The organism is Kingella sp. (in: b-proteobacteria) (assembly GCF_030527935.1).
Lineage (GTDB): Bacteria > Pseudomonadota > Gammaproteobacteria > Burkholderiales > Neisseriaceae > Kingella_B.
The window spans coordinates 18,293-40,916 of the sequence record NZ_JAUMZV010000003.1 but is presented as its reverse complement, the minus strand read 5'-3'; the positions used below and the strand labels follow the sequence as shown (position 1 = coordinate 40,916).

Here is a 22,624-nt window from a genome sequence, read left to right as displayed (position 1 = left end):
CATATAGTTAAAAATTTTTTGCGATCGAGCTGTCAGATTTTGGCGACTGATGCGTCTAATGGGGGGAATGATGCAAAGCAATGGTGCAATGCGCGTTCTTAAATTTTTTAAGGAATTTGATTATGAAAAAAGCAATCGTGTGTGCAGTATTGAGCTTGGGTTTGTTGTCTGCTGGGGCGCAAGCGCATGATATGGATATGAAATCAGACATGGGCATGGAACAACCTATGATGAATGACAACAAAATGGAACAACCCATGATGCACAAATCTTCCAGCAAAAAAACTATGATGAAAAAACGCGCTATGCATGGCAAAGGCAAACAATCTATGCGTAAAGGTGGTATGCACAAGCATATGTAATTTTGCAGGGTTACGTCCATTTAAAAAACGCAAGACGGCGATGCGTGGCAATGCCGTAGGTTTATATTAAATGGCTAATCTTTGTTTTCAGGCTGCCTTGGGGCGATAATCGCTCTAATGCAGCCTGAAATCTTATAAAATGCCCATTTTTTTTCCCTGCGGGATTTTATGTTTTTCTCCGAATTAGACGCGGCACAGTTTGCCCGCATTCGCCGCGATTTACTGCGTTTTGCTCAAATCAATTTGCCCGATCAGCCTGATACGGCGGAAGATTTGGTGCAAGAAGCGATTTTGGCTGCTTATCAGACGGAAAATGCGTTTCGTGGCGAAGCACAAATGGGCACATGGCTAATTGGCATTTTAAAGCACAAGCTCACGGATTATTTCCGCCGCCAAGCGGTGCGCCGTGCGGTGATGATGTCGCCACAAGAGCAAGCGATGGACGATGCGTTTGAAGATTGTTTTTTGCCAGATGGGCATTGGTCGGCAACGGCTGCGCCTGAATGGTGGAGCAGCCCCGAAGGCAGCCTGAATGCGAAAGAGTTTTACCAAACCTTGCAAATTTGCTTGTATGAGCTGCCTGAAAACACGGCGCGGGTGTTTATGATGGCGGAAATTTTGGGCTTGGCGCGCGATGAAATCACGCAGCAATGCGGCATTTCGGTGGCTAATTTCCACACCATGATGCACCGCGCCCGCGAAGGGTTGCGCCAATGTTTGCAAATCAAGTGGTTTAACGGGAGCGAGCAATGAAACGATGCCGAAAAGCAACTTATCTTTTATCCAAGCGATTAGACGGCATGCCATTGGAGAGCCATGAAGTTTTGTTTTTGCAAACGCATTTGCTGTTCTGTCGCCGTTGTCGCCGATATAAGCAGCAGCTGGATATGATTGATATGGCGGTGAAAGAGCTGTTTTGATGGATTTCAAGCTGCCTTATTCATGGCATTAGGTAAATTAAATATAGCGACTACTTGATAGCCTTATTTTCACGCCAAATCGCGCTTTAAGGCAGCCTGAAAAGCCTGTTTGCCTTGTTTATCAAGCCCATAATCTCTATAATTTCGCGTTTTTCGGGCACGTTTAGGGCGTGTTGGCATTCAACTTTATGAAGCGGATTTTGCGTCAGAAAATGGCAGATACAAGGCGAAAATGCGAGCCTATGCCATTCATAGGCGAGTATTTTTAACGCAGCAGATGCCGTTTTATGGCGCAAAAGCTGCCAAAATGTTGAGTGCCAATACGCCCTAATTAGGCAGCCTGAAAACGTTATATACCCACTCGGAGCAACCATGTCTCAAATCAACATCACCCTACCCGACGGCTCAGTCCGCCATTATGAAGCCCCCACCACCATCGCCCAAATCGCCGCTGACATCGGCGCAGGGCTGGCAAAAGCCACCGTAGCAGGCAAAGTAAACGGCATTTTGCGCGATGCCAGCGACCCGATTAACGAAGATGCCCGCGTGCAAATCATCACGCCCAAAGACCAAGAAGGCGTGGAAATCATCCGCCACTCCTGTGCCCACTTGGTTGGGCACGCGGTGAAACAACTGTTTCCCAACGTAAAAATGGTGATTGGCCCTGTGATTGAAGATGGTTTTTACTACGACATTTTCAGCGAAAAACCGTTCACGCCCGAAGACATCGCCGCCATTGAAACGCGCATGAAAGAGCTGATTAACCAAGACTACGATGTCATCAAAAAAATGACCCCGCGCGCCGAAGTGGTTGAAATCTTTAAACAACGCGGCGAAGACTACAAACTGCGTTTAATTGACGACATGGCGGACGACATCACCGCGATGGGTATGTATTACCACCAAGAATATGTGGATATGTGCCGTGGGCCGCACGTTCCCAATACCCGTTTTCTCAAAAATTTCAAGCTCACCAAAGTGTCGGGCGCATACTGGCGCGGCGACAGTAACAACGAGCAACTGCAACGCATCTACGGCACGGCATGGGCAAGCAAAGACGAGCTCAAAGCCTACATCACGCGTATTGAAGAAGCCGAAAAACGCGACCACCGCAAGCTGGGCAAACAGCTAGACCTGTTCCATCTGCAAGACGAAGCCCCTGGGATGGTGTTCTGGCATCCGCGCGGCTGGACGCTGTGGCAGGTAATTGAGCAGCATATGCGCCGCGAACTTTCCGCCGCAGGCTACCAAGAAGTCAAAACCCCGCAAATTCTAGACAAAACATTTTGGGAAAAATCAGGGCATTGGGCGAACTACAAAGACAATATGTTCACCACCCAATCCGAAAAACGCGAATACGCCGTCAAACCGATGAACTGCCCCGGCCATGTGCAGATTTTCAATCACGGCTTGCGCTCGTATAACGACCTGCCGATGCGCTTGGCAGAGTTTGGCTCATGCCACCGCAACGAGCCCAGCGGCGCATTGCACGGTCTGATGCGCGTGCGCGGCTTTGTGCAAGACGATGCCCACATTTTCTGCACCGAAGACCAAATCGCCGAAGAAACCCGCGCGTTTAACCAGTTAGTAATGAAAATCTACCGCCAATTCGGCTTTCACGATGTCAGCATCAAACTCTCCCTGCGCCCCGAAAAACGCGCAGGCAGCGATGAAATTTGGGACAAAGCCGAACAAGGTCTGCGCGATGCGCTTACCGCCTGCGGCGTAACATGGCAGGAGCTGGAAGGCGAAGGCGCGTTTTACGGCCCCAAAGTGGAATACCACATCAAAGACGCGCTGGGACGCTCATGGCAATGCGGCACCATCCAGCTTGATTTCGTGCTGCCCGAGCGGCTGGATGCCGAATACGTTACCCGCGACAACAACCGCGCCCGCCCTGTGATGCTGCACCGCGCCATACTAGGCTCGCTGGAACGCTTTATCGGTATCCTGATTGAACAACACGCAGGCTCGTTCCCGCTGTGGCTCGCCCCTGTGCAAATGGTGGTGATGAACATCACCGAAAAACAAGCCGACTACTGCCGTGAAGTGGTTGCCAAACTGCAAGCCGCAGGTTTCCGCGCCGAATTGGATTTGCGCAATGAAAAAATCGGCTACAAAATCCGCGACAACAGCTCGCAACGCTATCCCTACCAAATCGTGATTGGCGATAAGGAAATGGAAAACGGACAAGTTGCCGTGCGCAAAAAAGCCGAAGATTTAGGCAGCATGAGCGTGGCGGCGTTTGTCGAGCTGCTGCAAAAAGAATTGGCGCCGGCAGCGTAAAACGGCATCAAGGCAGCCTGAAAGGGTTTTCAGGCTGCCTGTAAACAAATTTAGGGAGAAAGTGATGGATTTATCTAAAATAAATCGTGAAGATTTACAAAAGGCAATTATTTTAGGCTACGACAGACTCATTGAAAATGATTGTGGGTTTATTACTAAAAATGGTGTTAAGTATATTTTAGTTAATAAATATGGTCATAAATGGATTTTCTATTTGGATAGATTAACAGTATCTTTGGCAAAAAAATATGGATGGCAAAAAGGGAAACCTTTTACCAGTCTTATTGATAATAAATATGCAGCCTATGATAAATGGCTTGCAGAACAATTAACGGTTGAACAAATTCAATATCTGGTCGAGCAAAGAAAATTCCTTTTGGAAAATATGGAGAATGAAGATTTAAACGATGAAAGTGAAGAAACCTACATTCGCAGGCAGAATTCATACTTTATTTATGATTTATGCACATTAATGGAATGCACAGACAAAGAAAGCTATGATGAGTTAATGAAATTGGCTCAAGCTAAATATGAAAATTCCACCATAACCATAAGTAGTGAGCAACAAACTTCCAATAACAATGATGGTTATGAAATTGGTGATGATAGTGCTTTGTTGGAATTGCTTTCTGTCAATGATAATGACATACAAAATATTGATTGAAAAATATTTCAGATTACCTTTGGATAACATTTGGTACGGTATGCTGTGGTAGTGCATCATTTAAACCGCACAATTCACCTTTTCAGGCAGCCTGAAAACCAGTAAAATTGTGAAAATTCTTAAAGCGCGTTTATTTCACAAACGCCAATCCGACTAACCTTTTATAGGAGCATTCATCATCGCACAGCAAGAACGCGAAGCACGAATCAACGGCGAAATCACCGCCAAAGAAGTGCGCTTAATTAGTGGTGAAGGTGAGCAACTCGGCGTTGTGAGCCTAAAAGAAGCCATGTCTATGGCAGAAGAGCAAGACGTTGATTTGGTGGAAATTTCTCCCACCGCCAAACCGCCTGTTTGCAAACTGATGGACTTTGGCAAATACAAATACGAGCAATCCAAAAAACGCGACGAAGCCAAGAAAAAACAAAAGCAAGTCCAAATTAAAGAAATCAAATTCCGCCCTGGCACAGACGATGGCGACTACAACATCAAAATGCGAAAAGTGCGCGAATTTTTGGCAGACGGCGACAAAGTCAAAATTACCTTGCGTTTTCGTGGGCGTGAAATGGCGCATCAGCAAATCGGTGCGCAGCTTTTGGAGCGCGTAAAAGCCGATGTGGCAGAAGAAGCGCAAATTGAATCCTTCCCCAAGCTGGAAGGCCGCCAAATGGTGATGATGCTTGCACCCAAGAAAAAATAACCGTATAATCTCGCGTTTTCCTGATACACGCCGCGTCAGGAAAATGTTTTTTCTAGCGGCATAAAACCGTGGTTTCGGGTTTTAAGCATTGCTGTATGGCAAACGCCCGATGCCTTATCTTAAAAATGAATGGAGTTTTCCCATGCCTAAAATGAAAACCAAGTCTAGCGCGAAAAAACGCTTTAAAGTACTGGGTAACGGTGGCGTAAAACGCGGTCATGCGTTCAAAAGTCATATTTTGACCAAAAAAACCACCAAAACTAAACGCCAATTGCGCGGCACCGCTATGGTGAATGAACGCGATATGGCTTCCATTGCTAAAATGTTACCCTACGCTTAAAGGAGTTAAACTATGCCACGCGTAAAACGCGGTGTTACCGCTCGTGCTCGTCATAAAAAAGTGATTGCGTTAGCCAAAGGCTACCGTGGTCGTCGCAAAAATGTCTATCGCATCGCCAAACAGGCGGTGATGAAAGCAGGTCAATACGCATACCGCGACCGTCGCCAACGCAAACGCCAATTCCGCCAATTGTGGATTGCGCGTATCAATGCAGGCGCACGCTTGAATGGTTTGTCTTACAGCAAATTCATGAACGGTTTGAAACGCGCTGCGATTGAGCTGGACCGTAAAGTATTGGCGGATTTGGCTGTATTTGATAAAGCCGCCTTTGCTCAATTGGTTGAAAAAGCAAAAGCTGCTTTGGCTTAATTTTAATGAAAAAACAAGGAAATCTGTTTGGCAGGTTTCCTTGTTTTGTTTTCAGGCTATCTTTTATGAAGCTGACTACGCCACCGCTTGCGCCTAAGGTTATCCAAGCCTTAGCCCAGTTGAACGTGCATACTGTGCAGGATGTGCAGGCGATGAATCCTTGTCGTACTTTTTTGTTGTTAAAGCAAGTGGGGTTGGGCGTAACGCAAAGCGTGTTTTGGCAACTGGTGGCGTTAGGCAGCCTGAAAACGGTGCAGCAGCTTTCGCCGCAAGAACGCGAATATTGGACGCAACAGCTGCGGGAAACTCCGCCCGTTGCGCTGTTTCCGCCGCAAGATGAAATGGCACAATGGATGCGCGCCGCGCTTTTTCAGGCTGCCGAAGCGGCGAAACTGGGCGAAGTGCCCGTGGGCGCGGTGGTGGTGCATCACGGCAAAATCATTGCAACGGCGTATAATCGTTGCGTGATGGATTGCAATATCAGCCATCATGCGGAAATTCAGGCGTTGGCGGCGGCGGGGCAGGCGTTGGGTAATTATCGCTTGCATGAATGCGATGTGTATGTGTCGTTGGAGCCGTGTGCGATGTGTGCGAGTGCGATGATTCAAGCGCGGGTGGCGCGGGTGATTTTTGCGGCGCATGAACCGAAAACGGGGGCGGCGGGCAGCGTGCTTAATTTGTTTGAAAACAGGCAGTTGAATCAGCATACGGCGATATTGGGCGGGGTGTTAGCCGATGAGGCGCGGCAGCAGTTGCAAGCGTTTTTCAGGCTGCGGCGTTAAGGCGGCCTGAAAAGGGATATTTGATAAAAATTCTGCTTTTTACGCGGTTTAACGATTTAAAAATTCAATCTATATGCCGATTAGCGTATAATCCGAGTAAATCAGTATGATTTTAAGAAAAGGAAAAATATTGAGATGAACAACGCTTTTGCATTATCTATTCCAAGCGGGCATGGCAGCTTGGAGCAATATATTCACACGGTAAACAGCATTCCGATGCTGACATTAGAAGAGGAAACTTCGCTGGCGCAACGCCAATTGCGCGGCGATTTGGAAGCGGCAAAACAGCTTATTTTGTCGCATTTGCGCGTAGTGGTATCCATTGCGCGTGGCTATGATGGCTATGGTTTGAATCAGGCGGATTTGATTCAAGAGGGCAATGTGGGCTTGATGAAGGCGGTGAAACGCTTTGAGCCAACGCATGGTGCGCGTTTGTTTTCGTTTGCGGTGCATTGGATTAAGGCGGAAATTCACGAATTTATTTTGCGCAACTGGCGTTTGGTGCGCATTGCCACCACCAAGCCGCAACGCAAATTGTTTTTTAATTTACGCAGCATGCGCAAAAGTTTGAGCGCGTTAAGCCCGAAAGAAGCGCAGGATATTGCGGACGATTTGGGCGTGAAACTCTCTGATGTGATGGAGATGGAGCAGCGCATGACGGGCAACGATGTGGCTTTATTGGCGGACAACAGTGATGATGACGATAACCATTTTGCGCCGATTGATTGGTTGAGCGATGGCAACAGCGAGCCGAGCCAGCAGCTGGCGAAAAAGGCGCATTATGCGTTGCAAACGGAAGGGCTGCAAAACGCGCTGGCGCAGTTGGATGAGCGCAGTCGTCGCATTGTGGAAACGCGCTGGCTGCAAGATGATGGCGGCTTGACGCTGCATGAGCTGGCGGCGGAATTTGGTGTTTCTGCGGAGCGGATTCGTCAGATTGAAGCGAAAGCGATGCAAAAATTGCGTGCGCTGCTGGCAGAGAATGCAGATGATGTGATTGAAGAGTGATTGTTGAGCAGAATAGAGAAAACCGATGATGGAGAAAATCATCGGTTTTTGTTTTGGGTGTGTGGAATATTTTTCAGGCTGCCTAATGTGTTAGGGCAGCCTGAAAACAGAATAGGGCGGTTTGTCAACGTTCTCGCGGGGTAAATCCGCATATTGGCAACAAGCCGCCGCTGCTCCATTTTGGTTTTTCAGGCTGCCTAATGCGGATGCGATTAGGCAGCCTGAAAACGCGTTACGCGCCTAAATCAATATTCAGCCGTTCTAGGCGATAGCGCATGGAGCGGAAGCTGATGCCGAGTGTTTTGGCGGCTTGGGTGCGGTTGCCTTGGGTAAGACGCAGGGCGTATTCCAAAATTTGGCGTTCAATGTCGTCCAGATAGTCTTGGATTTGGGTGGTGCCCATTTGGAAGTTGGGCAAGCCGCTGATGACTTGGTGTTGGCTGGTGCCTTCTAGCTCTACCGCTCCGCTGCCGCCGCCGAGTGGGTCGGTGGTGATTTGCAAGTCGTCCACGTCTATGGTGTGGTTGCTGGCAAGGGCAACGGCGCGTTCTAGGATGTTTTCCAGCTCGCGGAAGTTCCCTGGGTAGTTGTAGCGCAGCAGGGCTTCGCGGGCGGCGGGGGTCATGTTGATGTCGCCGCTTTGGTGTTTGCGCAGCAAGTGGGCAATCAGGTTGGCAAGGTCTTCGTGCATTTCGCGCAGGGCGGGCATGTGCAGGGTTACTACGTTCAGGCGGTAGAACAAGTCTTGGCGGAATGCGCCGCTTTCCACCAGCGCGGGGAGATTTTTGTGGGTAGCGGAGATGATGCGCACGTCTACTTTGGCTTCTTGCGCGTCGCCAATGCGGCGCACGGCTTTTTCTTGGATGGCGCGCAGCAGTTTCACTTGCATGGCAAGTGGCAGGTCGGCGACTTCGTCAAGGAACAGTGTGCCGCCGTGGGCGTGTTGGAAGAAGCCAAGGCGGTCTTGGTCTGCGCCTGTGAAGCTACCTTTTTTGTAGCCAAAAAATTCGCTTTCCATCAGGTTTTCGGGGATGGCACCGCAGTTTACGGCGATAAAGGGCGCGTCTTTGCGCGGCGAGAGTTCGTGGATGCTGCGGGCGGCTTGCTCTTTACCCGAACCGCTTTCGCCCGAGATGTAAACGGGCACGTTAGCAGGGGCGAGCTTGCGGATTAAGCCGCGCACGGTTTCAATTTGCGGCGATGAACCGAGCAGGCGCGGCAGGTCGGCTTCCATTTTGAGCTTGCTGTCGTTTACAGGAACGGCGGGCTTGCTGGCGGTGGCTTTGGGGCTGCGCTGGATTTCGCTGGGTTTGTGGTTTTCAGGCTGCCTAATCGGTGCGTGCTGTTTGGCGGCGGGCGTAACAGCGGTGGTTGTGGCAGCCTGAAAATCGTCTTTGGCATCGGTGTTGATGATGGCGGGCTGGCGTTTGGGCGCGGCGGCTTGCGTTTCGGTTGTGGCAGTTTGGGCAGCGGCGGGCGGTGCATTGTTGTCTTCTTGTACTTTGATGGCGGACTTAACCAGCGTGCGTAGTTGCGCCAGCGTGATGGGTTTTTGCAGATAATCAAACGCACCTTCTTTTAACGCTTGCACGGCTTGGTCGGCACTGCCAAAGGCGGTAATCACGGCAACGGGCACATCCAAACGCTGCTGGGTGATGTGTTGCACCACTTCCAAGCCCGAGCCATCGGGCATACGCATATCGGTGAGCACAAGAGAGTATTTGTTGCTATCCAGCTTGGCGAGCGCGGCGCGTACGCCTTCGGCGATATCCACGCGCAGGCCCATTTTCATCAGGGTCATTTCCATTAAATCGCGGATGTCGGCTTCATCATCAACAACTAATACGGGGCGGTTTAGGTTGGCGGTACTCATTTGGGGGCTCTCGGTAGGATGAGTTCAAAGGATTTGGCGTGGGGCACATAGCATAGGTCGCCGTTGTTGGCGTGGGCAAGCTCGCGGGCAACGTATAGCCCTAAGCCTGTGCCTTCGGCTTCGGAAGTGTTAAACGGTTCAAATAGATGCTCGCGGATGGTTTCGGATACGCCCGGCCCATCGTCCCACACGCGCAGACTGATGTTGTTTTTGCCAAACACACGCAGGCTTACCACGATACTGCCTTTTTGCTTGCGGCAATGTCGCCATGCGTTGTTACACAGATTCCACATAATTTGCTGCAAATGGGCAGCATCAAACAGGGCAATAAAGCTAGAACCTGTTGGCACATCAAGGCGCAGGCAGTTTTTGGCATCGGGGTTGGTAAGATAAAACTCTTGGATAAAGTTGAGCCAGAATTGGGTGAGATGGATGCCTTTGGTTTCAATGCGGTCGCTGCGGTTGAGCGAAGTGATGTCTTCCAGCATTTTGTCGATGCGGGTAATGTTTTTTTCTATGATGTCGCTGAGTTTGCGATACATGGGGTTGCTATCTTCTTCGGCGGTTTCTTGGATTAAGCCGCTGGCTTGGCGCATGGCAGATAGCGGATTGCGGATTTCGTGCGCCAGATTGGCAGTGAGCAAGCCCAAGGCGGTGAGTTTAAGGGTTTGCGCTTCGGCTTGGCGTTCGCGCTCGGCGCGTGCAAACAGCATCAGCAGCTCGGTGTCTTCTTGGATAACAGGCACGGCGCGAACATACATCAGCGTGGAATTGATGGGCGATAGGTTGGAAAACGATTCTTCGGGTTTCAGTCGCCATGTTTTGACCAGCCCGCTTAAAAAGGGGGCGATTTCGTTGCTTTCTAGCTCGGAAAAATATTGCTTGGCTTGGCGGTTGTGCGTCCAAACCAAGCAATCTTGGTCCACCACGATAATGGCTTCTTGAATGCGGTTGAGCACGATTTTGTTTAACGCGCTTAATCGCTCAAAAGCGGTGCGGTGGTTGCGGATGGAATCATCGGCGGTTACCAAATAGCGGGCGGAAAGCGAAGTGAGCAGGGGAACGATGTAGCAGGCTGCCATCAGCAGGATTTGCCCCATCAGCAGCGAGAAGTTGCTGCGGATGATGTCTATGCTAAATGGATAGAATTTCCACAGGATGTCGCCTGTAATCAGCAGGGCGGCGTAGCTGCCGTAGAGCAGGGGGTAGCGACCATAGCTGAGCACGCAAGCGGTGGCGAGAAAAGGCAGGGCAAGGATGCCAAAGCCTGATGATACGCCGCCTGCAAGCGCGGTCAGGATGCCCATCATGGTGATGTCAAACACCGCGCTGGCGTTGGGCAGGGCGCGGGTTTTTTGTTGCAGCTGCCATTTGGGGTTGGCTAGGCTGAACATGATGACTGCGCCGTACACCGCGCACCAAATTTGTAGCCAGCCTTCGTTGTTTACCAAAGGCGCGTAGGTGGCAATGGTGGCTGAGCCGCGAATGTTGTGGATGATGGCAAGGAAGATGAGCAAGGAGCAGAAGATGGAAATCCTTGCGATGTTTATCATGTTGATAACGCGCTTGCTTTGCTCGTCCCAGTCGTCGAGAATGCCGATGTCTTTGTCTTTGTCTTTGAGTGCTGCTGCCATATTGGGGCTTTCGGATGGGGTGCTGTTGGGTTGAAGGGCGTTTCAGGCTGCCTTTGGGGTGGTTGGTATTTTAGCTACGCTGAACTTCGTTTCAGGCTGCCTTTGATGGTGGGATGGAATGCACAGCCAAGCGGGGCGCGGTGTACAAGGTTTTCAGGCTGCCTAATGTGTTGTTAGCATTTTCAGGCTGCCTAACACGCTTCAATCATTTTCAGGCTGCCTGAAATATCCAACAGCTTGCCTTTGCCTGCGCGTTTGCCTGTTATATCGGCGATGCGCAGCGTTTCTTGGTTATCTGCGCCGCGCTTGCCGATGATGTGCAGCGTGTAGTGTTCGCTGGTGAGCGCGCTGGCAAGGGCAAGCGTGTCGCCGTCTGATAGCTTGATGAGTTGCAAGCCGCGCCCTTTTGCCATGATTTTCATTTCGCTGATGGCAAAGGCGAGCAGGCGTTTGTTGGCACTGGCTAGCACAATGCGGCTTTCGGGCGCAATCAGCCAATCGTGCGCGATGCGAACGGGTGGCAATGCGGTTTCGCGCTCATCCAAAGTGAGCACGGCTTTGCCTGCTTTTTGCCGCGTGAACAAGTCTTCCAGCTTGGCGATAAAGCCATAGCCGTGGCAGCCTGAAAGCAGATAATAATCATCCGCCGCGCCCGCCAACAGCGCGACCACGCTGGCTTGGCTGGGCAATTCAATCAGCGAGCCAATCGGCACGCCATCGCCGCGCCCTTTGGGGATTTCGGCGGCATCCAGCGTGTAGCTGCGCCCATGCGAATCCCACACCACCACAGGCTGCACGGTGCGCGTTTCCAGCACTTGCTGCAAGGCATCGCCTTCTTTAAACGCAATCTGCGCCGCATCCACGCCATGCCCTGCGCGGGCGCGTAGCCAGCCTTGTTGCGACAGGATTAGGGTTATCGGTTCATCGGCGGTGGTTTGCGTGAGCGTGGCGCGTTCGGCGGCTTCCACCAGCGTGCGCCGTGCATCGCCAAACTGCTTGGCATCGGCTTGGATTTCTTTGATGATGAGCTTGCGCTTTTCGTTTTCATCGCCCAACAGCGTTTTCAGGCTGCCTGCTTCTTCGCGCAACTCGTTGAGTTCGCGTTCAATTTTGATGCCTTCTAATCTTGCTAACTGGCGCAGGCGGATTTCTAAAATATCTTCAGCTTGGATTTCGGTGAGCTGAAACGCTGCCATCAATTCGGGCTTGGGCTCGTCTGCTTCGCGGATAACACGGATAACGTGGTCAATGTGCAAAAACGCAATCATGCGCCCGTCTAAAATATGGATGCGCTTTTCCACAGCATCCAAGCGGTGTTGCAAGCGGCGCGTTACCGTGGCGGTGCGATAATCCAGCCATTCTTGCAAAATGGTTTTCAGGTTTTTTTGCGCGGGGCGATTGTCCAGCCCCATCATCACAAGGTTTACGGAAACATTGCCTTCCATGCTGGTTTGCGCCATCAGCGTGTTGATAAACGTTTCAGGCTGCATTCGGCTGGATTTTGGCTCAAATACAAGGCGCACGGGGTGTTCGCCATCGCTTTCATCGCGCACTTTTTCCAGTAAATCCAGCATCAGCTTTTTGGTGTTGAGCTGGTCTTGGTTAAGCTGTTTTTTGCCCGCTTTGGGCTTGGGATTGGTTTGCTCTTCAATTTCTGCCAAGATTTTGGCGGCGGAAGTGTTGGGCGGCAATTCGCTTACAACCACGCGCCATTGCCCACGCGCCAGCTTTTCCACGTCATAACGCGCGCGCACGCGGATGCTGCCTTTGCCTGTTTCGTAAATTTGCGCGATGTCTTTGGCGGGGGTGATGATGTGTGCGCCGCCTGCAAAATCGGGCGCGGGGATGTGGTGCTGCAAATCGGCGGTGGTGAGCGCGGGATTTTTCAGCAACGCCACCGCCGCTTGCGCCACTTCGTTGAGATTATGCGATGGAATTTCGGTTGCCATGCCCACGGCGATGCCGCTTGCGCCGTTGAGCAGCACCATCGGCAGCCGCGCGGGCAGCGATTCGGGCTCTGAAAATGCGCCGTCATAATTGGGGATAAAGTCCACCGTGCCTTGGTTGATTTCGCTCAATAGCAGCTCGGCAAGCGGGGTTAAACGCGCTTCGGTGTAGCGCATCGCCGCCGCGCCATCGCCATCGCGCGAGCCAAAGTTGCCGATGCCGTCAATCAGCGGATAGCGCAGGGTGAAATCTTGCGCCATGCGTACCATCGCTTCGTAGGCGGAGCTGTCGCCGTGCGGGTGGTATTTGCCCAAAATTTCGCCGACCACGCGGGCGGATTTAACAGGCTTTGCGCCGTGGATTAAGCCCATGTCTTTCATGGCGAACAAGATGCGCCGCTGCACGGGTTTTTGCCCATCTTGCACGGCGGGCAGGGCGCGCCCTTTGACCACGCTCATGGCGTATTCTAGGTAGGCGCGTTCGGCGTATTGGGCGAGATTAAGCGTGTTTTCGGCGGCGTTGAACATGGGTTTAATGGCGTTAAAAAGTAGCGTATTTTAAACGAAATAGGGGCAGCCTGAAAACTGCGGGGGCGGGGTTAGGCTGCGTTTTGGGTTTTCAGGCTGCCGAAAGGTTGCAATCTTTGCCATCTTTGCAACCAGTGGAGCGTCGGCGGCTCGCCGACATCTTGCCAACCAATAAGAACCTGTATTCACTATTTCCATAGGCATCTTTTATGCCCTAAAAACGTGGCTACTGCGTTAAAAATGCTCGCAAGGTGTCCAACCTTACTGCGCTTTTTGCCTTGTATCCGCGCTTTTATTTCATAAAATCTGCCTATGGAAATAGTGAATACAGGTTCTAAAGTTGAATTAACCATTTGGCGACGAGCCGCCGACGCTCCATTTTAGGTTTTAGGCTGTTGTTGGGGGTTTTGCAAAGGTTTCAGGCTGCCTTTGGCAAATAAACATCAAACCGTGTGGATTTGCCTGCATACTGATATGCGGGTTTTTCGCCGCACAAAAATTCGCCCAAGCGCGGGCGTTTGACTACGATGCGTTTTTGGGTAACGGCGCGGGCAGCCTGAAACAGGGCGGCATCGTTGGCGTTTTGGCTTCGCCGAAACTCGCTGCGCTCGTTTTCAGGCTGCTCCATCAGTGCGTGAAAATACGCCATTTCTTTTTTAACGGCGGCGGATTTTGGCCGCTCGGGATACATCGGGTCAAGGTAAACCACATCGGGGCAACCGATTTGCGCGGCAAGCGTGGGCATCAGCGCGGCGGCGTTGCCCTGATGCAGCGTGATGCGTGCGGCGATGGCGGCGATTTCGGGCGACTGCGCGGCGCGGTGCAAGCCGTCTTGCAGCAGCGCGAACACGGCGGGATGCTGTTCAAACGTGTGCACGGCAAGGTTTAGGCTTGCCAACACGAAGCTGTCGCGCCCCAAGCCGCCTGTTGCATCCCACACCACAGGGCGGGCGGTGTGTTGCACGGCTTTGGCAATCAGCTCGCCGCCGCCTTGGGTGCGCCGATGCTGCGCCGCGCCGCTGGCAAAATCCACTTGCACCACGCCTTTTTCGCCTTGTTGGCACAGGCACAAGCCGTGCGCGTCGTAGCGCAAGTAAACCGCCGTTTCAGGCTGCCTGATGGCGGTGGCGTGGGCAAGGTGGGCGGGCAGGGGGATGGTGGTAACGATGGGTAAGGTCATAATCAATCAGGGGGAGGATGTGGGTTGGGTTTCAGGCTGCCTATTATATTTTGGCGCAACGGCGCGGATGATGGCATCGCGGCAAGATGGGATTTTACACGCAAGCTGCGTTTACCAGCGGGCGAAATGAGTTTCAGGCTGCCGATTGTGCTACAAAGGCTTGCCATGCAGCAGGCTGGTACAACCATCATAAAATCAAACCGCAATCTCTTTTCAGGCTGCCTACTCTTGTATAATAGGCAGCCTGAAAACCATTCCCGCACACCATCATGCCCACGCTTCCTGCCTATCTTGCCAACATCCGCATCGTCCTATCGCGCACCAGCCACCCCGCCAATATCGGCGCAGCCGCCCGCGCCATGAAAACCATGGGATTAACCCAGCTCACCCTTGTTGCCCCCAACATCATGGCAACGCCGATGACCCCCGAGCCGCCCGAGTTTATCGCCGAACACGCCGCCGCTTTCAGGCTGCCCGAAGAGAGCTTTGTGCTGTCATCAGGCGCAAGAGACGTGCTGGAACGCGCCCAAATCGTTGCCACGCTGCCCGAAGCATTGGCAGGCACAACGTTAAGCTGCGCCTTAACCAGCCGCCGCCGCGAGCTGACCACCCCTCTGCAAACCCCGCGCCAACTCGCGCCCAGCCTGCTCGCCGCCGCCCAAGCAGGGCAATGCATCGCGCTGGTGTTTGGCAACGAAACCTACGGGCTGAGCATAGACGAAGTGCAACAATGCAACCGCCTGATGACCATTGCGGGCAACCCCGATTATTTCTCGCTCAACCTTGCCCAAGCCGTGCAAGTGGTGTGCTACGAGCTGTTTAGCCATGTCAACATGGACATGAGCCACCTTATCCCCGAGCGCAATTTGGCAACCGCCGAGCAAGTGGCGGGCATGGTGCAGCATTTGGAAGACACCATGACGCAGTTAGATTTTTTCCGCCGCCGCAACCAAGAGCGCATGGTGCGTCGCCTGCATTCGCTGTTTAACCGCGCCGACACCACCACCGAAGACATTGACATCCTGCGCGGATTCTTCAACATGGTGCAGCAGAAGCTGCCGAAAGAATAGCTAGCTGTGCAACGCCGCTACGCTTTTCAGGCTGCCTAATGCGTTAAGGCAGCCTGAAAATCGTATTTCTGCTTCGCCAAACATCGTTTCAGGCTGCCTTTGACGCATCGCACACGATAAAGGCAGCCTGAAAACCCCCATTTCTATTTACCAACCCCGTTACCCAAGAAAGCCCAGCCATGAACCTAGAAGAATTTTTAGCCAACGAAAAAACCGCCGCCGAAGGTTATCGCTGCGGCTTTATCGCCATTGTTGGGCGACCCAACGTGGGCAAATCCACGCTGATGAACCACCTAATCGGGCAAAAAATCAGCATCACCAGCAAAAAAGCGCAAACCACGCGTCACAAAGTAACAGGCATCTACACCGATGACACCGCGCAATTTGTGTTCGTGGACACCCCAGGGTTCCAAACCCACCACCGCAACGCCTTGAACGACCGATTAAATTTAAACGTAACCGAAGCCGTCAGCGGCGTGGATGTGATTGTGTTTGTGGTGGAAGCGTTGCGCTTTTCCGATGCCGACCGCATTGTGCTGCAACAGTTGCCCCAAAACACGCCCGTGGTGCTGGTGGTCAATAAAATTGACAAAGACAAAGCCAAAGATGCCGCCACGCTGGATGCGTTTATCGCCGAAGTGCGCCAAGCGTTTGATTTTGCCGATTGCGAAGTGGTGAGCGCGAAGCATGGGCTGCGCATCGCCAACCTGCTGGCGAAGCTGAAAAGCTATCTGCCCGAAAGCGTGCCGATGTATCCCGATGACATGATTACCGATAAATCCAGCCGCTTTTTGGCGGCGGAAATCGTGCGCGAAAAGCTGTTCCGCTATCTGGGCGAAGAATTGCCCTACGCGATGAACGTGGAAGTGGAAAAGTTTGACGAGAGCGCGGGCATCCAGCATATCTACATCGCCGTGCTGGTGGACAAGGAAAACCAAAAGCCGATTGTGATTGGCAAGGGTGGCGAAAAGCTGAAAAAAATCTCCACCGAAGCGCGGCTGGATATGGAAAAGCTGTTTGATTGCAAGGTGTATTTGAAGGTGTGGGTGAAAGTGAAATCGGGCTGGGCGGATGATGTGCGGTTTTTGCGGGAGTTGGGGTTGTGAGAGAGCCTAGATTAGGGTTGGTTTTATTGACTTTTTTGGTAATGCTATCCATGGCATTGGTGGCATTTTTATTGGCGCGAATGCCGCAAAAAATCAGTGAAAAATTTGATTCCACCCACCGTGATTCACCATTGGATGGTTTGCGCGGCGTGTTGGCAACTTTTGTGTTCGCTCATCATTTTTATTTGATGCATCGTTGGAGTTTGCAAGGAGAGTGGGCTGTTGCTGATAACTTTGGCTTGCATTGGATGTATTTTGCGCAGAATCTTGGCGCGATTCCCGTTAGCCTGTTTTTTATGATTACAGGCTTTCTTTTTCTTAATAAACTCAAACAAAAAGAAATCAATTGGAAAAACTTATACATCGCGCGCATTCGGCGGATTATGCCGTTGTATCTGCTGTCGCTACTGTTTGTGGTGTATGCCAGCTTTAAAGCAGTGGGCGTGGAAAATGTGGCGTTTTGGGATGGCGTGGATTGGCTTTTTCACTGGGCAACTTTTCGCTATCAGCCACTCAATGGCTTTATCAGCTTTGTTTCCAATGCAGGCGTGCAATGGACGTTGCTTTATGAATGGGGGTTTTATTTCAGTCTGCCGTTTATTCATACGGCAATGCACCAATTGCCTGCGAGCAATAAAAAACAATGGGGCGTGATGGCATTATGCGGCGCATTGTTTGTTTGGATTATCACGCAAACTGATACCCACCATTATTGGCAATTTGTGCTCTCTGCTGCGGCGGTGAGTTTAAGCGATGTGTTGTTGCCGTTTATACGGCGATACAAGAAATGGTTGAATGTGGTGCTGCTGCTTTTGCTGCTGGCAACGGCGTTTTTATTTCCACCTTATACGCCAATCAACCGCATTTTGGTGGCGTTATTGTTTTTGCTGTTGGCAGGGGGCTATGATTTTGGCGGTATTTTGCGACATCGCGGCATGAAAATGTTGGGCGATATGAGTTACAGCATTTATTTAACGCATGGCGTGGTGTTGTATAGCGTGTTTGCGCTGGGTGGTTGGTTTGATTTCCAAGCACATGGTTTGTTGGTTTATATAGCAACATTCCCGCTGATTTTTGTGCTGGTGTTATTGCTGTCGTGTACTACTTATTTGGGTGTGGAACGTCCATTCTTGCGGAAGCGACAATAGAGTAGGGCATTCATCTACACCACAAAAAAGGCAGCCTGAAAATGTTTCTCCCCGTTTTCAGGCTGCCTCAATTCATGCAATGGCTATAAGTAAACAATCTCCCCGCTGCGCCCCTTGCTTTGCTCGCTCGCCCACCACACAAAAGCAGGCGTAATGTCCGCCATATCCTTGCGCTCCGCCGCCGTTTCCCCAGGGTGCGTTTTAATGCGCTGCGGCGAATTGATTGAGCCGGGTACCAACACATTCGCCCGCAAATTCGGAAAACGCTCCCACTCATCCGCTGCCACCTTGCACAAATAATTCAACGCCGCCTTGCTCGCGCCAAAGCCGCCCCAATACGCCTGCGGTGCTTCGCCGTGGCTCTCGCCCACAAAAATCACCGAAGCATCGGGCGACTCTTTCAGCATCGGCAATACCGCCCGCGTCAAAGCCATCGGCGCAACCGTGTTGATGCGATACTGGTTCACCCATTCCGCCACCGTTTGAAAATCCAGCGGCGAGAGCGCGTAAAAATAGCTCGCGCAATGAACCACGCCATCCAATTTGCCCTGCGTCGCTTCCGCCAACGTGCGCGCCAGTTGCTCAAATTCCAGCTCCTGTGCGCCCATCATGTCAAAGCAAATGGCAAACGGCTCGGCATCGCCCGCCGCCATCACCTCGTCATACACCTTTTCCAGCTTTTTCTGGCTGCGCCCCAGCAGCACCACCGTTGCCCCCGCCGCCGCGCAAGATTTCGCCACTTCCGCGCCCAAGCCCTGCGATGCGCCCGTTACCAGTATCACTTTGTTTGCTAGCGCGTTGTTTCCCAATGAATCTATTGTCATTTTAATCTCCTTGTCTTTAAAAATAATTGCAACCGAAACAGCAGCATCAGGCAGCCTGCATAGCGAAGCGAAGTTGCGAAGCTAAAACCCAAGCCCAATTTAGCATAAAATAACACGTTTTAACACAAATTTCAGGCAGCCATGAAACATGGGTTCAACCCCCAAAGGCAGCCTGAAAACCCAACCCCACCCATTTCAGGCTGCCCAATGCCTATTTTTTGCCAGAGCAGGCGTTTCGCCGCCTACCACGAGCAGGGGGAAGCCCCCTGCCACCCCACTGTATATCAATCATTAGCAGCCATCATCAAGGCAGCCTGAAAACGAGCGCAGCGAGTTTCAGCGTAGCTAAAACCCAACCGCCAGCACCCAACCCCACCATGCCCACCATCCTACTCATCCGCCCCGAAAACCGTCTCGCCGCCGACATCGCCACCTGCGCCGCCGTAGGCTGGCAAGCCATCCCCTTTTCCCCCATCCGCATCGCTCCCATCCGCGATACCCTTTTCAGGCTGCCGCACATCATCGCCCCTGCCCCCCAAGCCCTGTTTTGGGTTAGCCCCACCGCCGTAGAAATCGCCGCCCCCTATATAGGCAGCCTGAAAGCCACCACGCCCCACATCGCCGTAGGCAATCAAACCGCCCAAGCCCTGCGCCAACACGGTCTTGCCCCCATCCACGCCCCGCCACACGGCAACGACAGCGAAGCCGTCCTAACCCTGCCCATCTGGCATACCCTGCCCCAAGGCAGCCGCATCATCATCATACGCGGGCAAGGCGGGCGCGAACAGCTTGCCCAAACCCTGCGCCAGCGCGGATTCGCCGTACAATACGCCGAATGCTACCAGCGCATCAGCCAGCCGCTCAACTGGGCACAGTTTCAGGCTGCCCAACCCCAAGCCGCATGGATAACCACCGCCCAGCTTGCCCAAGAGCTGTTTACACAATGCCCACAAGCATTTAGGCAAAATCTCAAATCCTTGCTATACTTCACACAACACCCGCGCATCGCCCAAACCCTAACCGCGCTTGGAGCACAACACGTCCACAGCGTAGCCCAACTCAGCGATGCGCTTCACCATTTTTCATCACGGAGCAATCCCCAATGACCGACAACGCACAAAATCAGCAGCCTGAAAACCAAGCTGCCAACAATAAACAGCCCATTGAAAACAAAGCAACCGAACCCCAAAAGCAGCCTGAAAAACCCACCCCCGCCACACCCAAGCAGCCTGAAACACAAACCAAAAAACAAGCGGACAAATACCCCGACCCCGCCCAGCCCATCGTTATCCAACAAAAAGCCAGCAGCGGACGCGGCATTGCCACAGGCGCGCTGGTGTTATCGCTGATTGCGCTGGGCGCAAGCGGCTTTTTATTTGTGCAAGGGCAAAACGTGCTCAAACAACAAGAAATGCGCATTGGGCAAGACCTAAACCAAGCCGCGCTGGGCAACAGCGAAAACGCCGCACGACTGCAAGCCACCCTAGCCAAACAAGCCGAGCTAGACACCCAGCTTAACAAAATCCTGCAAAACGAAAGCGATACCGCGCAAACGCTAGACGGCATCCACCGCGCCTACGCCGAATTGCTCAAAGGGCGCGTCAACTGGCTGGTAGACGAAATTGAAGTAACCCTAAACACCGCATCGCAACAGCTCTTGCTATCAGGCAATGTGCCCGTTGCCACCACTGTGCTAGAAAACGTAGAACAACGGCTTAACCGCTTTGAGCAGCCTGAATTGCTGCCCATCAAACAAGCCATCAGCCAAGATTTGGCCGCGCTGAAAAATCGCCCCTATCTCAATATTTCCGCCACCGCCCTGCGCCTAGACCGCCTAGAAAGCGCGGTGGACAGCCTGCCCCTACTGGTGGACAGCACCATGAACGCCCAAAATGCCGAGCCCGCGCCCACATCCAAAGCAGGCAGCTTTTGGACACGCGCATGGGACAACACCAGCGAGCTGGTCAAAAGCATGGTAGAAGTGCGCAAACTGGATAACAACGATGCCATGCTCATCGGCTCGGAACAAGTGTTCTACCTGCGCGAAAACCTGCGGATGCGCCTATTGGACGCGCGGCTTGCCCTGCTGCAACACAACAGCGAAATCTATCAAAACGACCTAGCCGCCATTGAAGAAACCGTCAAACGCTATTTTGACGTGCAATCGCCCAACACCCAAACATGGCTTAAAGAAGTGGGCGAGCTAAAATCGGTAGAAATCCGCATGATTTCAGACGAATCGCTCAAAGCCAGCCTAGCCGCCGTGCGCGATTATCAAAACAACGTGCGCACCGCGTTGCTTGTGGTGCTGCCTGAAAGCAAATCTGCCGCGCCTGTTGCGCCCGCTGCTGCATCTGCGCCCAAAGCTGCATCCGAGCCTACGCCCGTTGCCGCGCCGCCCGCCGCCCCCGCCGCCGCATCTGCACCCAAAGCAGAAAAATCAGACAGCAAAACCGCCAGCCAGCCAGCATCCGCGCCCGCAGCTAAAACCGCCAGTGAAACCAAAGGAGCGAAAGCATGAAACAGCTCATTTGGATAATCTTCCTATTTCTCTGCGCCATCGGGCTAGCCATGCTCGCCAAAACCTACACAGGCAATGTGTATTTTGTGGTGGAAGGCTATTCGCTGCGCATGAATCTCAACTTCTTCATCATCGTTGCCTTGTTGAGCGTGTTTGTGTGGTATTTGCTGATTAAATTGCTGGTCAGCATCTTTGGCACGCCCCACCGATTAAGCCAGTTTGGCGCATCACGCCGCAGCCGCAAAGCCGCGCAGGAACTCAACGCCGCAGGCTTGGCGTATTTTGAAGGCAAATTCCAAGAAGCCGCGCAACACGCCGACAAAGTGTTGGCAAACAAACAAGCAGGCGACAATCGCATACTCGCCCTAATGCTGGCTGCCCACGCCGCCGACCAAAGCCACAACACCGATGCGCGCGACCACTATCTTGACGACATCGCCAAGCTGCCCAGCAAAACCCAGCTATCGCGCCATTTGCTGCTTGCTGAAAGCGCGTTGAATCAACAAGATTATGACACCGCCGCCACCCACCTAACCGCCGCCGCGCAAATCAACCCACGCCTTACCCGCTTGGCGCGCTTGCAACTGCGCATGGCGTTAGACAAAGGCGATGCACTGGATATTTTGGATAAAACCGAAAAATTGCACCGCGCAGGCGCAATGAACGACACCGAAGCGCAGCAAACCGCCGAAATCGCCTACCGCAAACTGCTGGATTTGGCAACCGATGCCGCAGGCATGAAAGCCTGCCTGAAACGCATCCCCGAAGCCTTGCGCAACAACGCGCTCAACGTTGCCATCGCCCGAAAATACAACGAGTTGGGTTTGTATGACCAAGCCATCGCGTGGGTGAACAGCCATTACCCCACCAGCCGCGATGCCAACTTGCTGCCGCCCTTTGTTGCCAGCGTGCGTTATCTGGACGACCGCCGCCAGCAAAAAGCCATTGACACAGGCGACGCATGGCTCAAAGACAACCCCAAAGACTCGCGCTTGCTGATGTATCTGGGCGAACTTGCCGCGCAAAAACAACTGTGGGGCAAAGCGCAAGGCTATTTAGAAGCCAGCCTTGCCTTGCACCCCACCGCGCAAACCCGCTTGGTGTTGGCAAAAGTGTACGACCATTCCGCCCGCCAAGATGCCGCGCAAGAGCAACGCCGCTTAGCGTTAAACAGCATCAGCGAAGAATAGCGCGAATGATTTGAGCTTTGCTCAATGGCATTTCAGGCTGCCTATAAGCGATTAGGCAGCCTGAAAACGTTAAACGCATCACATGGCGCAATACGGCAGCCTGAAACGCCATTTGACGCAGCAAAAACATAAACCAAGCCTGCCACCCGCCCAAAGGCAGCCTGAAAACGAGT

General features: G+C 52.4%; 27 protein-coding genes. 19 read left to right on the top strand and 8 right to left on the bottom strand.

Annotated elements, in window-relative coordinates; translation table 11 throughout:
• Window positions 1-122 precede the first annotated feature (122 nt).
• From Q4A85_RS01640 to Q4A85_RS01590, 11 genes are all read left to right on the top strand, one after another.
• Window positions 123-362, top strand: a complete 240-nt coding sequence (locus tag Q4A85_RS01640) for a hypothetical protein (RefSeq protein WP_303107335.1) — start codon at window positions 123-125, stop codon at window positions 360-362.
• A 168-nt stretch (window positions 363-530) separates the two neighbouring features.
• Entirely contained in the window at window positions 531-1,115 is a 585-nt protein-coding gene (locus tag Q4A85_RS01635; RefSeq protein WP_303107333.1) for a sigma-70 family RNA polymerase sigma factor, read from the top strand.
• On the top strand, window positions 1,112-1,282 hold the full coding sequence (locus Q4A85_RS01630) for a zf-HC2 domain-containing protein (protein WP_303107332.1): 171 nt from the start codon (window positions 1,112-1,114) through the stop codon (window positions 1,280-1,282). Before Q4A85_RS01635 ends, Q4A85_RS01630 begins: the two co-directional genes overlap by 4 nt.
• A 372-nt stretch (window positions 1,283-1,654) precedes the next feature.
• Complete coding sequence (gene thrS, locus Q4A85_RS01625; protein WP_303107330.1) at window positions 1,655-3,568, top strand: threonine--tRNA ligase; 1,914 nt, start codon at window positions 1,655-1,657, stop codon at window positions 3,566-3,568.
• A gap of 64 nt (window positions 3,569-3,632) precedes the next feature.
• The gene (locus Q4A85_RS01620) at window positions 3,633-4,232 is read left to right on the top strand and encodes a hypothetical protein (RefSeq protein ID WP_303107328.1); all 600 of its coding nucleotides are present in this window, start codon (window positions 3,633-3,635) and stop codon (window positions 4,230-4,232) included.
• A gap of 178 nt (window positions 4,233-4,410) precedes the next feature.
• The gene (gene infC, locus Q4A85_RS01615) at window positions 4,411-4,932 is read left to right on the top strand and encodes a translation initiation factor IF-3 (protein ID WP_368500162.1); all 522 of its coding nucleotides are present in this window, start codon (window positions 4,411-4,413) and stop codon (window positions 4,930-4,932) included.
• A 142-nt stretch (window positions 4,933-5,074) separates the two neighbouring features.
• The gene (gene rpmI, locus Q4A85_RS01610) at window positions 5,075-5,272 is read left to right on the top strand and encodes a 50S ribosomal protein L35 (RefSeq protein WP_200521663.1); all 198 of its coding nucleotides are present in this window, start codon (window positions 5,075-5,077) and stop codon (window positions 5,270-5,272) included.
• A 12-nt stretch (window positions 5,273-5,284) separates the two neighbouring features.
• The gene (rplT, locus tag Q4A85_RS01605; RefSeq protein ID WP_003794776.1) at window positions 5,285-5,641 is read left to right on the top strand and encodes a 50S ribosomal protein L20; all 357 of its coding nucleotides are present in this window, start codon (window positions 5,285-5,287) and stop codon (window positions 5,639-5,641) included.
• A gap of 65 nt (window positions 5,642-5,706) precedes the next feature.
• A complete protein-coding gene (gene tadA, locus Q4A85_RS01600) occupies window positions 5,707-6,423 on the top strand; it encodes a tRNA adenosine(34) deaminase TadA (RefSeq protein ID WP_303107325.1) in 717 nt (238 codons plus the stop codon).
• A gap of 135 nt (window positions 6,424-6,558) precedes the next feature.
• Complete coding sequence (gene rpoH / locus Q4A85_RS01595) at window positions 6,559-7,431, top strand: RNA polymerase sigma factor RpoH (protein ID WP_303107324.1); 873 nt, start codon at window positions 6,559-6,561, stop codon at window positions 7,429-7,431.
• Between the two features lie 121 nt (window positions 7,432-7,552).
• Window positions 7,553-7,675 (top strand): hypothetical protein, encoded by a 123-nt coding sequence (locus Q4A85_RS01590; protein ID WP_303107323.1) that lies wholly within the window; start codon window positions 7,553-7,555, stop codon window positions 7,673-7,675.
• Here the strand turns inward: Q4A85_RS01590 and Q4A85_RS01585 are convergent.
• The 5 genes from Q4A85_RS01585 to Q4A85_RS01565 all read right to left on the bottom strand — a co-directional run bounded on the left by Q4A85_RS01585 (window position 7,664) and on the right by Q4A85_RS01565 (window position 14,592).
• Entirely contained in the window at window positions 7,664-9,304 is a 1,641-nt protein-coding gene (locus tag Q4A85_RS01585; protein WP_303107322.1) for a sigma-54 dependent transcriptional regulator, read from the bottom strand. The two genes, Q4A85_RS01590 and Q4A85_RS01585, sit on opposite strands and share 12 nt — an antisense overlap.
• Window positions 9,301-10,938 (bottom strand): sensor histidine kinase KdpD, encoded by a 1,638-nt coding sequence (locus Q4A85_RS01580; protein WP_303107321.1) that lies wholly within the window; start codon window positions 10,936-10,938, stop codon window positions 9,301-9,303. Before Q4A85_RS01580 ends, Q4A85_RS01585 begins: the two co-directional genes overlap by 4 nt.
• Before the next feature lie 191 nt (window positions 10,939-11,129).
• On the bottom strand, window positions 11,130-13,412 hold the full coding sequence (gene parC / locus Q4A85_RS01575; protein ID WP_303107320.1) for a DNA topoisomerase IV subunit A: 2,283 nt from the start codon (window positions 13,410-13,412) through the stop codon (window positions 11,130-11,132).
• A 30-nt stretch (window positions 13,413-13,442) separates the two neighbouring features.
• Entirely contained in the window at window positions 13,443-13,610 is a 168-nt protein-coding gene (locus Q4A85_RS01570; protein WP_303107318.1) for a hypothetical protein, read from the bottom strand.
• 220 nt (window positions 13,611-13,830) lie between these two features.
• A complete protein-coding gene (locus tag Q4A85_RS01565) occupies window positions 13,831-14,592 on the bottom strand; it encodes a class I SAM-dependent methyltransferase (protein ID WP_303107317.1) in 762 nt (253 codons plus the stop codon).
• Window positions 14,593-14,616: 24 nt separating this feature from the next.
• Between Q4A85_RS01565 and Q4A85_RS01560 the strand changes: the two genes are divergently transcribed.
• Together Q4A85_RS01560 and Q4A85_RS01555 are read left to right on the top strand one after the other, a co-directional pair.
• The gene (locus Q4A85_RS01560; protein WP_303107316.1) at window positions 14,617-14,955 is read left to right on the top strand and encodes a hypothetical protein; all 339 of its coding nucleotides are present in this window, start codon (window positions 14,617-14,619) and stop codon (window positions 14,953-14,955) included.
• On the top strand, window positions 14,862-15,662 hold the full coding sequence (locus Q4A85_RS01555; protein WP_303107314.1) for an RNA methyltransferase: 801 nt from the start codon (window positions 14,862-14,864) through the stop codon (window positions 15,660-15,662). Before Q4A85_RS01560 ends, Q4A85_RS01555 begins: the two co-directional genes overlap by 94 nt.
• Here the strand turns inward: Q4A85_RS01555 and Q4A85_RS01550 are convergent, their stop codons facing one another.
• Window positions 15,663-15,803, bottom strand: a complete 141-nt coding sequence (locus tag Q4A85_RS01550) for a hypothetical protein (RefSeq protein WP_303107313.1) — start codon at window positions 15,801-15,803, stop codon at window positions 15,663-15,665.
• Window positions 15,804-15,841: 38 nt separating this feature from the next.
• Between Q4A85_RS01550 and era the strand changes: the two genes are divergently transcribed.
• Entirely contained in the window at window positions 15,842-16,768 is a 927-nt protein-coding gene (gene era / locus Q4A85_RS01545) for a GTPase Era (RefSeq protein ID WP_303107311.1), read from the top strand.
• 50 nt (window positions 16,769-16,818) lie between these two features.
• Window positions 16,819-17,916 (top strand): acyltransferase, encoded by a 1,098-nt coding sequence (locus Q4A85_RS01540; RefSeq protein ID WP_303107309.1) that lies wholly within the window; start codon window positions 16,819-16,821, stop codon window positions 17,914-17,916.
• An 83-nt stretch (window positions 17,917-17,999) separates the two neighbouring features.
• Here the strand turns inward: Q4A85_RS01540 and Q4A85_RS01535 are convergent, their stop codons facing one another.
• Entirely contained in the window at window positions 18,000-18,740 is a 741-nt protein-coding gene (locus Q4A85_RS01535; protein WP_303107308.1) for an SDR family oxidoreductase, read from the bottom strand.
• A gap of 141 nt (window positions 18,741-18,881) precedes the next feature.
• On the opposite strand from Q4A85_RS01535, the gene Q4A85_RS01530 reads away from it, so the two are divergent.
• The 4 genes from Q4A85_RS01530 to Q4A85_RS01515 are packed head-to-tail and all read left to right on the top strand — an operon-like array spanning window position 18,882 to window position 22,451.
• The gene (locus Q4A85_RS01530) at window positions 18,882-19,058 is read left to right on the top strand and encodes a hypothetical protein (protein WP_303107307.1); all 177 of its coding nucleotides are present in this window, start codon (window positions 18,882-18,884) and stop codon (window positions 19,056-19,058) included.
• A gap of 59 nt (window positions 19,059-19,117) precedes the next feature.
• The gene (locus Q4A85_RS01525) at window positions 19,118-19,846 is read left to right on the top strand and encodes a uroporphyrinogen-III synthase (protein WP_303107306.1); all 729 of its coding nucleotides are present in this window, start codon (window positions 19,118-19,120) and stop codon (window positions 19,844-19,846) included.
• Window positions 19,843-21,261 carry a uroporphyrinogen-III C-methyltransferase gene (locus Q4A85_RS01520; protein ID WP_303107305.1) on the top strand — a complete coding sequence of 473 codons (1,419 nt, stop codon included), beginning with the start codon at window positions 19,843-19,845 and terminating at the stop codon, window positions 21,259-21,261. The genes Q4A85_RS01525 and Q4A85_RS01520 overlap by 4 nt, the downstream gene beginning before the upstream one ends.
• On the top strand, window positions 21,258-22,451 hold the full coding sequence (locus tag Q4A85_RS01515) for a heme biosynthesis HemY N-terminal domain-containing protein (protein ID WP_303107304.1): 1,194 nt from the start codon (window positions 21,258-21,260) through the stop codon (window positions 22,449-22,451). The genes Q4A85_RS01520 and Q4A85_RS01515 overlap by 4 nt, the downstream gene beginning before the upstream one ends.
• On the opposite strand, the gene Q4A85_RS01510 is transcribed toward Q4A85_RS01515, so the two are convergent.
• Window positions 22,438-22,581 (bottom strand): hypothetical protein, encoded by a 144-nt coding sequence (locus tag Q4A85_RS01510; RefSeq protein ID WP_303107303.1) that lies wholly within the window; start codon window positions 22,579-22,581, stop codon window positions 22,438-22,440. The two genes, Q4A85_RS01515 and Q4A85_RS01510, sit on opposite strands and share 14 nt — an antisense overlap.
• Window positions 22,582-22,624 lie beyond the last annotated feature (43 nt).

Bases quoted from the DNA above. Each gene is read 5' to 3' on its own strand.
- Q4A85_RS01640 (WP_303107335.1), top strand. From the start codon at position 123: ATGAAAAAAGCAATCGTGTGTGCAGTATTGAGCTTGGGTTTGTTGTCT.
- Q4A85_RS01635 (WP_303107333.1), top strand. From the start codon at position 531: ATGTTTTTCTCCGAATTAGACGCGGCACAGTTTGCCCGCATTCGCCGC.
- Q4A85_RS01630 (WP_303107332.1), top strand. From the start codon at position 1,112: ATGAAACGATGCCGAAAAGCAACTTATCTTTTATCCAAGCGATTAGAC.
- thrS (WP_303107330.1), top strand. From the start codon at position 1,655: ATGTCTCAAATCAACATCACCCTACCCGACGGCTCAGTCCGCCATTAT.
- Q4A85_RS01620 (WP_303107328.1), top strand. From the start codon at position 3,633: ATGGATTTATCTAAAATAAATCGTGAAGATTTACAAAAGGCAATTATT.
- rpmI (WP_200521663.1), top strand. From the start codon at position 5,075: ATGCCTAAAATGAAAACCAAGTCTAGCGCGAAAAAACGCTTTAAAGTA.
- rplT (WP_003794776.1), top strand. From the start codon at position 5,285: ATGCCACGCGTAAAACGCGGTGTTACCGCTCGTGCTCGTCATAAAAAA.
- tadA (WP_303107325.1), top strand. From the start codon at position 5,707: ATGAAGCTGACTACGCCACCGCTTGCGCCTAAGGTTATCCAAGCCTTA.
- rpoH (WP_303107324.1), top strand. From the start codon at position 6,559: ATGAACAACGCTTTTGCATTATCTATTCCAAGCGGGCATGGCAGCTTG.
- Q4A85_RS01585 (WP_303107322.1), bottom strand. From the start codon at position 9,304: ATGAGTACCGCCAACCTAAACCGCCCCGTATTAGTTGTTGATGATGAA.
- Q4A85_RS01580 (WP_303107321.1), bottom strand. From the start codon at position 10,938: ATGGCAGCAGCACTCAAAGACAAAGACAAAGACATCGGCATTCTCGAC.
- parC (WP_303107320.1), bottom strand. From the start codon at position 13,412: ATGTTCAACGCCGCCGAAAACACGCTTAATCTCGCCCAATACGCCGAA.
- Q4A85_RS01570 (WP_303107318.1), bottom strand. From the start codon at position 13,610: ATGGAAATAGTGAATACAGGTTCTTATTGGTTGGCAAGATGTCGGCGA.
- Q4A85_RS01565 (WP_303107317.1), bottom strand. From the start codon at position 14,592: ATGACCTTACCCATCGTTACCACCATCCCCCTGCCCGCCCACCTTGCC.
- Q4A85_RS01555 (WP_303107314.1), top strand. From the start codon at position 14,862: ATGCCCACGCTTCCTGCCTATCTTGCCAACATCCGCATCGTCCTATCG.
- Q4A85_RS01550 (WP_303107313.1), bottom strand. From the start codon at position 15,803: ATGGGGGTTTTCAGGCTGCCTTTATCGTGTGCGATGCGTCAAAGGCAG.
- era (WP_303107311.1), top strand. From the start codon at position 15,842: ATGAACCTAGAAGAATTTTTAGCCAACGAAAAAACCGCCGCCGAAGGT.
- Q4A85_RS01540 (WP_303107309.1), top strand. From the start codon at position 16,819: ATGGCATTGGTGGCATTTTTATTGGCGCGAATGCCGCAAAAAATCAGT.
- Q4A85_RS01535 (WP_303107308.1), bottom strand. From the start codon at position 18,740: ATGACAATAGATTCATTGGGAAACAACGCGCTAGCAAACAAAGTGATA.
- Q4A85_RS01530 (WP_303107307.1), top strand. From the start codon at position 18,882: ATGAAACATGGGTTCAACCCCCAAAGGCAGCCTGAAAACCCAACCCCA.
- Q4A85_RS01525 (WP_303107306.1), top strand. From the start codon at position 19,118: ATGCCCACCATCCTACTCATCCGCCCCGAAAACCGTCTCGCCGCCGAC.
- Q4A85_RS01520 (WP_303107305.1), top strand. From the start codon at position 19,843: ATGACCGACAACGCACAAAATCAGCAGCCTGAAAACCAAGCTGCCAAC.
- Q4A85_RS01515 (WP_303107304.1), top strand. From the start codon at position 21,258: ATGAAACAGCTCATTTGGATAATCTTCCTATTTCTCTGCGCCATCGGG.
- Q4A85_RS01510 (WP_303107303.1), bottom strand. From the start codon at position 22,581: ATGTTTTTGCTGCGTCAAATGGCGTTTCAGGCTGCCGTATTGCGCCAT.